This window comes from Pseudomonas monsensis, from assembly GCF_014268495.2.
In the GTDB taxonomy this organism is placed as follows: Bacteria; Pseudomonadota; Gammaproteobacteria; order Pseudomonadales; family Pseudomonadaceae; genus Aquipseudomonas; species Aquipseudomonas monsensis.
The window spans coordinates 2,219,352-2,232,020 of record NZ_CP077087.1; the positions used below are offsets into that span (position 1 = coordinate 2,219,352).

15 protein-coding genes, 1 tRNA gene and 1 pseudogene are annotated in these 12,669 nt (G+C 54.1%); 9 read left to right on the forward strand and 8 right to left on the reverse strand.

The features are described from left to right. The first annotated feature begins 8 nt into the window (after positions 1 to 8). Positions 9 to 2,153: a 3-hydroxyacyl-CoA dehydrogenase NAD-binding domain-containing protein gene (locus HV782_RS09775; protein ID WP_186747574.1), complete on the forward strand. Its 2,145-nt coding sequence runs from the start codon at positions 9 to 11 to the stop codon at positions 2,151 to 2,153. A gap of 94 nt (positions 2,154 to 2,247) precedes the next feature. Next, positions 2,248 to 2,970, forward strand: coding sequence for an amidotransferase (locus tag HV782_RS09780; protein WP_186747576.1), 723 nt, complete (start codon positions 2,248 to 2,250; stop codon positions 2,968 to 2,970). A gap of 102 nt (positions 2,971 to 3,072) precedes the next feature. Here the strand turns inward: HV782_RS09780 and HV782_RS09785 are convergent, their stop codons facing one another. The 3 genes from HV782_RS09785 to HV782_RS09795 all read right to left on the reverse strand — a co-directional run bounded on the left by HV782_RS09785 (position 3,073) and on the right by HV782_RS09795 (position 5,807). Then, the gene (locus HV782_RS09785) at positions 3,073 to 4,044 is read right to left on the reverse strand and encodes a magnesium and cobalt transport protein CorA (protein WP_123467346.1); all 972 of its coding nucleotides are present in this window, start codon (positions 4,042 to 4,044) and stop codon (positions 3,073 to 3,075) included. Positions 4,045 to 4,177: 133 nt separating this feature from the next. After that, positions 4,178 to 4,900 (reverse strand): 1-acylglycerol-3-phosphate O-acyltransferase, encoded by a 723-nt coding sequence (locus HV782_RS09790; protein WP_123467344.1) that lies wholly within the window; start codon positions 4,898 to 4,900, stop codon positions 4,178 to 4,180. Between the two features lie 217 nt (positions 4,901 to 5,117). Next, positions 5,118 to 5,807, reverse strand: a complete 690-nt coding sequence (locus HV782_RS09795; RefSeq protein ID WP_123467342.1) for a crotonase/enoyl-CoA hydratase family protein — start codon at positions 5,805 to 5,807, stop codon at positions 5,118 to 5,120. A gap of 295 nt (positions 5,808 to 6,102) precedes the next feature. On the opposite strand from HV782_RS09795, the gene HV782_RS09800 reads away from it, so the two are divergent. Next, positions 6,103 to 6,192: transfer RNA gene (locus tag HV782_RS09800), tRNA-Ser, on the forward strand. Positions 6,193 to 6,416: 224 nt separating this feature from the next. Further along, positions 6,417 to 6,695, forward strand: coding sequence for a hypothetical protein (locus HV782_RS09805; RefSeq protein ID WP_202894577.1), 279 nt, complete (start codon positions 6,417 to 6,419; stop codon positions 6,693 to 6,695). Between the two features lie 169 nt (positions 6,696 to 6,864). Here HV782_RS09805 and HV782_RS09810 read toward each other — a convergent pair. The 5 genes and pseudogenes from HV782_RS09810 to HV782_RS09830 form a co-directional block, all read right to left on the reverse strand. Then, positions 6,865 to 7,185 (reverse strand): annotated as a pseudogene (locus HV782_RS09810) (site-specific integrase); the annotation flags it as partial. After that, on the reverse strand, positions 7,101 to 7,514 hold the full coding sequence (locus HV782_RS09815; RefSeq protein WP_225931065.1) for a hypothetical protein: 414 nt from the start codon (positions 7,512 to 7,514) through the stop codon (positions 7,101 to 7,103). The gene HV782_RS09815 and the pseudogene HV782_RS09810, both read right to left, overlap by 85 nt. Next, the gene (locus tag HV782_RS09820; protein ID WP_038979812.1) at positions 7,511 to 7,801 is read right to left on the reverse strand and encodes an Ogr/Delta-like zinc finger protein; all 291 of its coding nucleotides are present in this window, start codon (positions 7,799 to 7,801) and stop codon (positions 7,511 to 7,513) included. Before HV782_RS09820 ends, HV782_RS09815 begins: the two co-directional genes overlap by 4 nt. Continuing rightward, positions 7,798 to 8,271 (reverse strand): YmfL family putative regulatory protein, encoded by a 474-nt coding sequence (locus tag HV782_RS09825; protein ID WP_186747578.1) that lies wholly within the window; start codon positions 8,269 to 8,271, stop codon positions 7,798 to 7,800. Before HV782_RS09825 ends, HV782_RS09820 begins: the two co-directional genes overlap by 4 nt. Before the next feature lie 29 nt (positions 8,272 to 8,300). After that, positions 8,301 to 8,513, reverse strand: coding sequence for a DNA-binding protein (locus HV782_RS09830; RefSeq protein ID WP_095189087.1), 213 nt, complete (start codon positions 8,511 to 8,513; stop codon positions 8,301 to 8,303). An 85-nt stretch (positions 8,514 to 8,598) separates the two neighbouring features. Between HV782_RS09830 and HV782_RS09835 the strand changes: the two genes are divergently transcribed. From HV782_RS09835 to HV782_RS09855, 5 genes are all read left to right on the forward strand, one after another. After that, the gene (locus HV782_RS09835) at positions 8,599 to 8,928 is read left to right on the forward strand and encodes a helix-turn-helix domain-containing protein (protein ID WP_186747580.1); all 330 of its coding nucleotides are present in this window, start codon (positions 8,599 to 8,601) and stop codon (positions 8,926 to 8,928) included. Between the two features lie 104 nt (positions 8,929 to 9,032). After that, on the forward strand, positions 9,033 to 9,545 hold the full coding sequence (locus HV782_RS09840) for a zinc ribbon domain-containing protein (protein WP_186747582.1): 513 nt from the start codon (positions 9,033 to 9,035) through the stop codon (positions 9,543 to 9,545). Between the two features lie 407 nt (positions 9,546 to 9,952). Beyond that, positions 9,953 to 11,341, forward strand: coding sequence for a KAP family P-loop NTPase fold protein (locus HV782_RS09845; RefSeq protein ID WP_186747584.1), 1,389 nt, complete (start codon positions 9,953 to 9,955; stop codon positions 11,339 to 11,341). Positions 11,342 to 11,809: 468 nt separating this feature from the next. Beyond that, positions 11,810 to 11,998, forward strand: coding sequence for a hypothetical protein (locus HV782_RS09850; protein ID WP_186747587.1), 189 nt, complete (start codon positions 11,810 to 11,812; stop codon positions 11,996 to 11,998). Between the two features lie 194 nt (positions 11,999 to 12,192). Next, positions 12,193 to 12,636, forward strand: coding sequence for a hypothetical protein (locus HV782_RS09855; RefSeq protein WP_186747589.1), 444 nt, complete (start codon positions 12,193 to 12,195; stop codon positions 12,634 to 12,636). The last annotated feature ends 33 nt before the right edge of the window (positions 12,637 to 12,669 follow it).

Consider the following 12,669-nt stretch of genomic DNA (forward strand, 5'->3'; position numbering starts at 1 on the left):
ACCTTGTTATGAGCGAAGCCATTCGTTACGAAAAAGCTCAGGACGGCATCGTTGTCCTGACCATCGACATGCCGGGCCAGAGCGCCAACACCATGAACGCCGTGTACCGCGAAGCCATGGCCGCGTGCGTTGCGCGACTGGTCGCGGACAAAGACCACCTCGCTGGCGTCATCATCACTTCGGGGAAGAAAACCTTCTTTGCCGGCGGCGACCTCAATGAGCTGATCAAGGTCGGCAAGCCCGAAGCCAAAGCCTTCTACGACATGGTGCTGACCCTCAAGGGGCAGTTGCGCACGCTGGAAACCCTGGGCAAACCGGTGGTTGCGGCCATCAACGGGGCGGCGCTGGGCGGCGGCTGGGAAATCTGCCTGGCCTGTCATCACCGGGTGGCACTTGACGACGCTTCGGTACAACTCGGCTTGCCGGAAGTGACCCTGGGTCTGTTGCCGGGCGGTGGCGGAGTTGTGCGCATGGTGCGCATGCTCGGTATCGAGAAGGCGCTGCCGTATCTGCTCGAGGGCAAGAAAGTGCGTCCGCAACAGGCGTTGCAGGCCGGTCTGATCGACGAACTGGCCGCCGATCACGATGAACTGCTGGCCAAGGCGCGCGCCTGGATCGTCGCCCATCCGACAGCGGTGCAACGTTGGGACGTGAAGGGGTATCAGATTCCCGGTGGCACACCGTCGAACCCGAAAGTTGCGCAGATGCTGGCCATTGCGCCGTCGATCCTGCGCACGAAAACCCAGGGCACGCTGCCGGCACCGGAAAAGATTCTGTGTGCGGCGGTGGAGGGCGCTCAGGTGGATTTCGACACCGCGCACCTGATCGAAACCCGCTATTTCACCGAGCTGACTACCGGCCAGATCTCGAAAAACCTGATTGGTACCTTCTGGTTCCAGCTCAACGAGATCAATGCCGGTGGCTCACGGCCGCAGGGTTACGCACCGTATAAGACGCAAAAAGTCGGCGTGCTGGGCGCTGGCATGATGGGCGCGGGGATCGCGTTCGTCAGCGCCTCGGCCGGCATTGAAGTGGTGCTGAAGGACATCAACCTTGCAGCGGCCGAGAAAGGCAAGGCTCACTCGGCGGCCTTACTGGACAAGAAAGTTGCCCGTGGCCAGATGACGACTGAGCAGCGCGAAGCGGTGCTGTCGCGGATCAACACCAGTGAAAGCGATGCCGATCTGGCCGGCTGCGACTTGATCATCGAAGCGGTGTTCGAGGACCGAGAACTGAAAGCCAAAGTCTCGGCAGCGGCACAGCAAGTGGTCGGTAGCGCGGCGGTGATTGCCTCCAACACTTCGACCTTGCCGATCACCGGGCTGGCGCAGGCAGTGCCGGATCAAAGCAAGTTCATCGGCCTGCATTTCTTCAGCCCGGTGGAAAAAATGCCGTTGGTGGAAATCATCAAAGGCGCACAGACCAGTGATGAAACCCTGGCGCGCGGCTTCGATTTCGTCCTGCAAATCAAGAAAACCCCGATTGTGGTCAACGACAGTCGCGGCTTCTTTACCTCGCGGGTATTCGGCACTTTTACCAACGAAGGCATCGCTATGCTCGGCGAGGGCGTGAGCGCGCCGATGATCGAGACCGAGGCGCGCAAGGCCGGGATGCCGGTCGGGCCTCTGGCGATCTCTGATGAAGTTTCCCTCAGCCTGATGAGCCATATCCGCCAGCAGACGGCCAAGGACCTACAGGCAGAAGGGAAACCACTGATTGAGCACCCGGCGTTCGCTGTGATTGACTTGCTGCTCAACGAATACAAGCGTCCGGGCAAAGCCGCAGGCGGTGGTTTTTACGATTACCCGGCCGGTGCTCAGAAACATCTGTGGCCGGAATTGAAGACGCGCTTCGAGAAGGCTGATGGCCAGATTTCACCGAAGGATGTACGTGATCGTCTGCTGTTTGTGCAAGCCATCGAAACCGTGCGCTGCGTGGAGGAGGGCGTGCTGACCTCGACGGCGGATGCCAACGTCGGCTCGATCTTCGGCATTGGTTTCGCCGCGTGGACGGGTGGTGCGTTGCAGTTCATCAACCAATACGGCGTGCAGGATTTCGTCGCTCGTGCGCAGTACCTGGCCGAGCAATATGGCGAGCGTTTTGCCCCACCGGCGTTGCTGCTGGAAAAGGCTGCGAAAGGCGAGCTGTTTTAAGTGATCGGGTGAACGCCGAGGGGCTTGCCTTGCCGGGGTGTTTCAGGGCAGGCTCTGGGTGTTCATTATTCCCATCACGTGTCAGGTATTTTTTATGTCGCTACGCATCTGCATTCTGGAAACCGACATCCTGCGTCCGGAACTGGTCGATCAATATCAGGGTTACGGGCAGATGTTTCAGCGTCTGTTCTCGCAGCAACCGATAGCCGCCGAGTTCACGGTCTACAACGTGATGCAGGGCGAATACCCAAGCGACGACCTGACGTTCGATGCGTACCTGATCACCGGCAGCAAGGCCGACTCGTTCGGTACCGATCCGTGGATCCAGACCCTCAAGCAATACCTGCTGACCCGTTACGAGCGTGGCGACAAACTGCTCGGCGTGTGCTTCGGTCATCAACTGCTGGCGCTGCTGCTCGGTGGCAAGAGCGAGCGCGCCACCCAGGGCTGGGGCGTTGGCACCCACAACTACAAACTGGCGGCCAAGGCACCGTGGATGAACCCGGTACGGGAGGAACTGACGTTGTTGATCAGCCACCAGGATCAGGTCACTGCGCTGCCGGAAAACGCCACGGTTATCGCTTCCAGCGATTTCTGCCCGTTTGCCGCCTATCACATCAATGATCAGGTGCTGTGCTTCCAGGGGCATCCGGAATTCATACACGATTACTCGCGGGCGCTGCTGGAGCTGCGTCAGGAGGCGCTGGGTTCGCAGATTTACAGCAAAGGCGTGGCCAGTCTGGAGCAGGAACACCACGGCACCACGGTTGCGGAATGGATGATGCGCTTTGTGGCGCACAAGCCAGAAACTGCCTGAAAAGCTTAGCGAGCAGGCTCGCTCCCACTTGGATCTTCGTATCGACAAGGATCAATGTGAGAGCGAGCCTGCTCGCTAATTGTCCGGACAGCGCGGTCCCAGTTACAACCACCCGGATCGTTTGAAACTCGCCCACAACCCCACACACCCCACAGCGATAAACCCCAGCACGCCGAAATAGCCGTAATGCCAGCTCAACTCCGGCATGTTCTGGAAATTCATCCCGTAAATCCCCGCCACCGCCGTCGGAAACGCCAGAATCGCCGCCCACGCGGCAAACTTGCGTTGCACCACGCTCTGTCGCGAGGCCTCCAGCAGAACGCCAATCTCGATGGTCTGACTGGCAATGTCCGCCAGTGTGGTCAGGTCTTCCATCTGCCGTGTGACATGAATCTGCACATCGCGAAAATACGGGCGCATGTTCTTGTCGATGAACGGAAAGCTCAGCTTCTGCAGCTCTTCACCGATTTCCACCATCGGCGCTGCGTAGCGGCGCAAGCGCAACACGTCGCGCCGCAGGCCATGCAGTTTTTGAATGTCATGCTCGTTCAGTGCACTGCACAGAACATTGCGCTCCAGCTCATCAATCTCGGCGTGGATCGCTTCGCCCACCGGTTGATAGTTTTCGATCACGAAATCGAGCAGCGCATACAGGACGAAATCTTCCCCGTGCTCCAGCAACAGCGGACGCGCCTCACAACGCTGACGGACATGGGCGTAGGACGCCGAGTGGCCGTTGCGTGCGGTAATGATGTAGCCCTTGCCGGCGAAGATATGCGTCTCGATGAACTGCAGGACGCCATGTTCACGGACAGGCGAGTAGGTGACGATAAACAGAGCGTCGCCAAAGGTTTCCAGCTTCGGCCGGCTGTGTTTTTCCAGGGCATCCTCGATCGCCAGTTCGTGCAGGTTGAACTGACGTTGCAGGTTGGACAGTTCCTGTGCGTTCGGCTCTTCGAGGCCGATCCAGACAAAATGGCCAGTCTTGGCGGCCCAGGCAGCGCCTTCATCGAGCGTGATATTGGAGACTTTTTTACCCGCGCTGTAGACCGCAGCAGCAACAACTCGACCCATGATGGTGGTTCACTTCTTCTTGGCAGGTGACGGGGAATACAAGGCCTCAGCTTAGCCGTGTCGTTGCTTGAGAGTCAGTGAAATCTGCACAGTTCACCGGCAAAAGAAAACCCGCACGGGGCGGGTTTCTTTTTCACGCCGCCTGGAGCTGGCGATCCATCGAGTCGATGCACTCGCGCATCTGCTCGCGACACTGGTTGATCAGCATGGGCATGTCGTCCATGGTCAGCCCGGCTGTAGGAATTGCCGGCAGCGAGCGTATGAGAACTTTCCCGCTTTGCCAGCGATTCAGGCGCATGTGCTTGATGTAACTGCTGACACACACCGGAACAATCGGCACACCGGCGGCAATTGCCATCTGGAACGCGCCTTTCTTGAACGGCAGCAACTCCTCGCCCAGATTGCGCGTGCCTTCTGGGAACACCCAGATCGACGTGTCTTCATTCTGCAGCGTGTGGGTGGTGGTGAGCATCGACTGGCGCGCCTTGTGGGCGTTGCCACGGTCAATCAACACATTGCCGGCCAGCCAGAACAACTGGCCGAACAGTGGTACCCATTTCAGGCTCTTCTTGCCAATGCACACCGTACGGCGTGGCACGACATTACCGAACACGAACAGGTCGTAGTTGGATTGATGGTTGGCAATGATCACGCAGCTGTCCGGCTTGTTCATCAAGGCGCTGACGTCGGATTTGACGCGCAGGCGCAAAATGCACATCGCCGGCAAAGCGTAAAGGCGCGCGCACAACCGGCTGTTGTCCGGGTTGAAGGGGCGGCACAACCCGAGGATCACTCCGAGCACGCCAGCCAGAATAAAGTGCAGGCCCATCAATAACATACGAAACACGAACAGCATTTTCAGGCCCCACCGGGACAAAAGGTGGCGCAGTGTACGGATGTGCACTGTTTTCGGCAATTGTCGCTATAGAGTCCGGAGATAGCCGATGTTTAAGCGCATGTTTCCGAATGGCTTGTCAGACGCGTCCTAGAGCTACCACGGCGTTTTCAACCGCGTGCGCAAGAAAAAGCCCGACACGGCGGTCGGGCTTTGCTTTGTTGCTGCGGGCCAGAGATCAGCCCAGATGTTCCTGGTCCAGGATGATTGCGTTATCCAGAGTTTCCAGCAGCGCTTTGCGTACTTTCAGCTTGGTGTTCTTGTGCGCAGTCATGTTGATCTTCTTCAACTGACGCGCAGCGGCCAGAGCGGCACCTTGCAGCTCCTCGGCAGCGACGACTTTGTCGAGGAAACCTGCATCCACCGCGCTCTTCGGATCGAACATCTCACCGTTGATCACCGAGCGGTGGAAAGCCGAACGCCGCAGGCGATCTCGGGCCAGTTCGATACCGGCATGGTGCATGGTCATGCCGATCTGCACTTCGTTCAGGCCAATGCTGAACGGGCCGTCGACACCGATGCGGTAGTCAGCGGACAACAGAATGAACGCACCCTTGGCTACCGCGTGCCCCGGGCAAGCGACAATCACCGGGAACGGGTGAGAGAGCAGACGGCGGGCCAGGGTCGAACCGGCGGTCACCAATGACACGGCTTCTTTCGGGCCGGCGGTCATCACTTTCAAATCATAGCCGCCGGACAGAATACCTGGCTGGCCGGTAATGATCACAATGGCACGATCAGTCACTGCCTGATCCAGCGCCGCGTTGAACGCCGCAATCACGTCCGGGGAAATGGCATTGACCTTGCCGTTGTTCAAGGTCAGGGTCGCGATACCGTCTTCGAGGTGGTAGGAAATCAACTCACTCATGACGCTATTCCTTGTAAGAAAGATGCGCAGACGTTACCCACCACCGCAGGCCAGGTAAAGCGCCGTGACTGACCCGCCAGTCACCGTTTGCAAGGGAATCCGGTATAGCGCGCCGTTCTGCTTCTATATAGAAGGGCAGCGCTTACCGAAGATTGGCCGGTTTGCCATGGCCCGTCGGCGCGGCGAACGACGTTATCTCTTAACCGCATGAAAATTCTGAAAAAAAATTTGCCATCGGCAAAGCTTTCGACTACATTAGCGCGCCTCGACAAACAGAACATGTTTGAAGAGATACGGTGAAGTGTCCGAGTGGCTTAAGGAGCACGCCTGGAAAGTGTGTATACAGGAAACTGTATCGAGAGTTCGAATCTCTCCTTCACCGCCAAATTTGAAACGACTAAACCCCTGAAAACGTTAAAATTTTCAGGGGTTTTGTGTTTTCTGGGAATCAAAAAAGGCCCATATGGGAACATCCGTGGGAACACAGGTGTTCAGTTGGCAGACAGTTGCCTAGAGTGCCTTCAGGGCGTTTTGCCAAGGTGTGATAACAGCCCAGCGAAACGATGCACTTGAAAAGTGCACATTCGGCCCTTATCCAAGAGGTGGTTGATGGCATTTCGCTGTCATTCACAAAATGGAAGCGGTTTTATGGCTTGGTATCGGGATAATGAAAGCGTGCAAAGGACGGGCGACAAGACTGCCGCTAAGTTCGTAAAAGAATGGAAACCTGGCAATAAACCTGAGTATCCAGGTATCTACAAATGCCAAAAATGCGGTTTTGAAGATGTGATCAATCGCGAGTGCGAATCGCTGCCACCTTGCAGCAGCTGCCGCCCCGGATCTATGGAGTGGAAGCTTCTTGTCAGGGCGGTAGATGCGGATAAATAGAAAGGTTCTTTCGTAAGACGAGTAGTTGTTTTTTGATCTGTGCTGATGCCTTATCTCTTATCAACTGCAGTCCTTCAAAGTCGAAGCGCCGTTACCCTTCTTTTGTAACGGCGTTTTTGTTGCGGGAGCCCACGGTCATTCAGCTGAACACCGACGCTTTGGATTGTTGTCATAGGTTCAGCGCGTGCTGCAGCATGCCGATGACATCCGGGCCGTCCTCATTGATCCACATGCCATAGTGCTGGCGGATCATATTCGCGCTGGTATGCCCCATCTGCTCCGCAATCCAGTCAACCGATGTTACGCCGGTGGTCAGCAACTGACTGGCATAGGTGTGGCGACACTGGCCAGGCCCGCGATACCGAACGCCGGCCGCTTTCAAGTGCGCTTTGAAGAACCTGTCCCTCACGACAAAGTCGCTGACGTGCGGCAGGCCGCTTTTCGTGTTGAGGAATACAAAGTGCAGCTTGTGCTTGCGGACTGTCTTGTTAAGGTCCGCGGCAGCAGTCTCGCCGGTACCGGGAAGCGCAGATCGGCACGGGTGTCGATCAAGTGCGCGACGGTGCAGCCGGGGCTGTTGCCCCAGTCCACACCGATCCACTTGCGCTGATTGATCACCTGCAATTCAGTCCAGGCGTTGTGCGCTAGCCGCTCCGCCATGAAGACAGGCACCTCCAGCGACGTGGCCAGGTGGCTAACGCAGTTTTCATAGAGCAGGTCCGAGTCCACCAGGTACTGCGCTTCGTGCCGTTGCAAGTAAGCAAAGGCGGCGCGTTGCATGCTGCTTCGGTAGTCGTGGGTCAACTGATCGTGATTCATTGCGCACACTCCATTTCCATTTGGTCGAGCAGGTCGGGTTGATCGTTGGCGGTTTTCATCGCGGCGCGGCGCAGGGCGATGTCGGCAATGGGCAAACGCACCGATGGGTTGGCCATGCCGCTGGGACTCATTTCGTGAGTCATTTCGAACTCGGCACGCACCGACCAGCCGCAGGCCTCGTTGGTGCATTGCAGGTAGGCCACGCGCAGGAAAATGTGTGTGCCTTCGCTGGTGCGGATGCGCATGCGGCCGAGGCAGTGCGGGCAAACCAGTTTGTATGTACTCACCCAGCGATCCCCCGACCGTGCAATTGAATGGTGGCCAGCACTTCGGCGTAGCGGGCGGACATGTAGTGCATCAGGGCGTTAATGATGGCCTGGGCTTCGCAGGACTCAATGACACCGTCGTCGAGTGCTTTGGCAATGATCTGATCAACCATCCCGCGCTTGGCGGCGGCTTTGACTGACCGGTTGTACAACTCAACGTTGTCCAGATCCGCCGACGCTGTCAGCGGGACGAACATGCCGCCGTATTTGGCTGCGATGTAATCCGGCAGGAAGGTCGTTCCTGCTACCTGTTCGAGGCGATGAATGTGGTCGTCACTCAGTGGTCGGCTGCCGGCGTTTTCGTAAGCCTGGTTGTCGAACTTTTTCAGTGGCATTCCCAAGTCTGCAGCGGCGTAGATGCGGCCTCCCTGATAAGCACCGATTACTGTGCTGACCACGTCTTTCCTGTTGGCTAGAACTGGACGTTTCATCTTCTGGTTTCCTCCCTGAGCCAACAGGCTTAGTTTTCAATCACGCAGTCTTTGATTCCGAGAAGTACTGCGGCGCGGTGGGCTTCGCCCCGCAGGCACTTCTTCTGGCCGTTCAACACCGCGTAAACGGTTGAGGGGTGCAGATCGTTCTGAAGGGCAAAGTCCTTTACGGACATGCCTTTACGTTCCAGCCGCGTTCTAGCGGCCTGGCAGGCTTGCTCGGGTGCGTAGGTGGCGTGCATAGTTCAAATTCGTGTGATTTCGCGTAATGGTTTGATGATGTTGGTTCATTAATTTGAGCCTTAAAACGCTTGAGGTTCAAAAAATATGACCATCGGTGAACGGCTGAAGGAAGAAAGGTCGCGTCTAGGCCTCAGCCAGACTGATTTAGGTGCTGCTGGCGGTGTCGGTAAAACCACTCAAATAAATTATGAAAAGGGTTCGGGTAGTCCCGACGCCAAGTACCTGGCTGCCGCTGCCGAATTGGGGGTAGATGTTCTTTATGTCGTAACAGGTGAGCGCAAACCTACCGCCGCAGGAAGTATCAGTACCGAGGCGGAAAAGTTTCTTGAGGTCTATCAGCACATTGGCGAACCAGATCGAGATGTTCTGTTTCGCATGGCCTCGGCTTTTGCGAAAGCCGCGAGCGTGGCGTGACAAAGGAAAACAACTGACGTGAGGAAATAAAACTCAAGTCAGTGGATGCAATACGCCGGCTACGATGGCCGGTTTTTTCATGGAAATTGAAAGGAGCAATACGAATGGCGTTGAAGCCCTGCAAATCTTGCAAGCATCAAGTAGATACCTCAGCAAAAACTTGCCCAAATTGTGGTGTAGCAAACCCTGGCGTGACAAAGGGGCAAACCATTGGTGGTCTTGTCATCCTTGGCATCATCGTCGCGGTGGGTTTTTCGATGTGCTCAGGTGGCGGCAAAGACGAAGCAGAACAAAAAACAGCGAAGGTTGATGAGGCTACCTGCCGCAAGGATCTTCAGTGCATGGGTGACAAGTACACCGTAGCAGCAGGTGTCTATTGCAAGGACCCTATTACGCGATTAGGTCAATACTCTGCCCGATGGACAGATGGAACGTTTGAACCAAAAATGAGCCACTTCCGCTGGCGGGACAAGGGGCAGGGAATAGTGACGTTCATCGGAGACAAGATCGAGTTTCAGAATGGCTTCGGCGCCTACCAAAAGCATATTTATGAATGCGACTTCAGTACGCAGGACAGTAAAGTGCTGGCCGTCCGTGCTGAGCCTGGGCAGCTTTAAAAGACGCGTTTTTCGTCGGGTAAACAGTACTTACATTTCCGAAGTGGTGGTTTCAGGAGGGGTGGTCGTCTGTGCGGCGATCTCATTCAATCCGGTCTCTAGATTTTTCATGAAGAGGCTGGTGGCACGCAAAAATATGCTGAGGATGGGTGACTCCCGGGCGATGAAGGTGGTGCGAAACCACCGCGCCCTTCACAAGGAAATGGAGTACGCAGGATGGAAAACCTTACCCCATTGGAGCATCTCTTTTTGCAGCTTCTCGCGAAGTTGGAAGATCAACAACGACAGGATGTGTTGAGGATCATGGAGGCGCTTGTGCAGTCATCGAAGTAAGCTTCAAAGAAACGGCCCCAGCGAATAGCTGGGGCTCATAGTCGAAGTGAATCTTGGGATTGAAGGGCGAGATAATGAAGGACGAAATAAATGTTTGGGACGACGATTTTATGGAGCGTGCGCCAAGCGCTAAATTTTTAACCTTATATTTGTTGGCGAATCCTCATATAAAAGTCCTGAATGTAAATTCTCCTTGGGGTGCGGGTAAGTCATTTTTTTTAAACAGATGGAGGGCCGAACTTGGAAGGGAGCATGTTTGTATATTTTTTAATGCGTGGGAAAATGATTATTCCGCAGAGCCTTTAGTGGCGTTGATTACTTGCATAGAGCAGCAGACAATGGATGGCCTTTCATTGGGGTCGACAAGTGCAGGTAAGAACGTAATTACGACCACCACCACCTTAATGAGAAAAGCGGCGCCGTTAATCGCAAAGGGGCTGGTGAAAAAGTTTACTGGAATTGAAGTTGATGGCATTCTAGGAAAGGACGGCGATGAGCAGGCAGGGGATTTTGCTAAAGACGTTGTTGAAGATCTTATAAAAGAGCAGTCTAAAACAGAATTGCATGTTGACGAATTTAAATCCGCAATTTTGGAGAAACTGTCCAGTGCGGCCGAAAATAACAACCTAAAAAAACCGGCTTTTATATTTATCGACGAGCTGGACAGGTGTCGGCCGACCTATGCAATTGAGCTGTTGGAAAGGGTAAAGCATTTCTTTGAATTGGAAGATTGCCGGTTTATTGTCGCTTCTGATTCCACCCAATTAGCTCATTCGGTAAGGGCTGTTTATGGTGAGAAATTTTCTTCTGAAAGATATTTGAGTCGTTTTTTTGATGCTGAATTTAGGCTGGACAATTCCAATATATTTGGCGTAGCTAAACAGCATGGTTTTGAATATACCTGTGTGCGTCTGCACATAAGGATTTCTGGTGTCGCTGGTACGGATGGCAGAAACCAAAGAGTTGAGCCGAAAAATAACACTATTTTTGTTAAGGAAAAATCGTTTCCAGAACATGCTTTGTTATTAGTCGGTATGGCGCGATACTTTAAAGTGGAGCTTAGGGAAATGCTCCGTTACGCTCAACAGATAAAGAGCATGGCTAGTGCCCTTCCCGAGCACGAATTTCATTATTTTTGGGCTGCATATCTGATTTTCTCAAAGTCAGCTGATGAAGACTTATATCAGGATTTAGCAAATCCTGAAAAGGCATCAGGTGCAATTGAAAGTTTTGACGATGATAAGGCTGTGCCGGTAAATTATGCGTTCCCTAGTGGTCATGAATCAATTGCAGAAGTGGCTAGATATTATGCTCGGATATTGCATGCTACTCAGGATGAGCTTAGAGGTTTGTTTAATAACTCAGAGGGGTGGCGTTTGTCAGTTATAAGTGCAGTGAGTGATCACAGAGAGATCTTCTTGTCTTATAGAAAAATAGTTGAACTTGCTCATAGAGTATCCTGAATAACGATATACTATATTCAGATAGATAAAAGGATGAGTCATGCCTAGTTCTACATTCGGTCTCGATACTGATCGCTTGGCTGAGATATTCAAGGAAACAATCAAGCATCCTCAGTGCCCCTTCTGTGAGAGTGAGGATTGGGCTCTCCCGTTGCCGCCAGGTTCCATAGGCGTTGCTCTGCCTTGGGCAGTGGGCCAGGAATACGCAATGGTTGGGATGCAGACGGTTATGCTGTACTGCAAAAACTGCGGTTTCGTGCGTATGCACGCATTGGAAGCTCTGGATGGGGTTTTGGTGGAAACTGACGTAATCGAAGTAGGTCCAGGGAAGGGGTCTCAGGTATGACGGCGCCTTTTGAGCTGGTCAGTCTCAAAGACCGATTCCCTAATCGTTTCCCGGGTGACAGACGTGGTCGGGGAGATGATAATGGCAGCAGCACACCACCGGGACCACCGGGAGATAACCAAATGGAAGCACGCGTAGCGAAACTTGAAACGCACGTCGAATACATCCGACGTGATCTTGATGCTGTGCGTATAGACGTACACGAGCATCGCAAAGAGACCCGTGCAGATTTTCGTATCCTGTTCGGTGCATTGATCACCACTGCTCTGGGCTTGGCCGCGCTTATGGCAAAAGGCTTTGGTTGGGTATAGCGGTATCAAGTTGCCAAAAAAACCGGCCTAGTGCCGGTTTTTTTCGTAGTGGCTCAAGAAAACTGATTATCTGTCGACAGCTTCAGAGAGGGAGGCTAATTCCGAGACAGGCAGTATCGAACGCATTGCTGCGATCGTACAAAGTCAAAGCGTAAAGCCTCAGATGCTAATCGACTAATGGAAGGTAAGTATTTTTGGACGTTGATCAAGAAACCAAAGCAGCAAAACGGTTGAAAATGTGGGGTCTGCTTATTGCGGTAGTGAGCCTGGTATTTGTGACGGTCTCGTTTCTGCTGTCGCTCTTCGGCTACGCTGAATTTCACGGGATGAATTGGCTCAAGAATCTCGTCGGTACCGTCTATTCTCATACACAATTTCCTGTGCTGAGCTCTATCTGGGAATTGGCTGCACAGGCGGATTTGAATGAACCTTTGTCGTTGAACAATCTTTGGTTCTTCGGTGAGATTCTGGTTGGTCTAGTCGGTGCCGGGATGGTTGCCACGGCTAACAAGACCCTAGCGGACATTGCCCAAGCCGACCACGACGCCACGCAAGAGCGTAGGAAGGAACAGAAAAAGAAACAACAGGAAGACAAGCTGAAAGAACAACAGCGCGCGAAAGACAAAGACCTATCCTGACTTTTGAACAAATTCGCCCGGCTTATGCCGGGC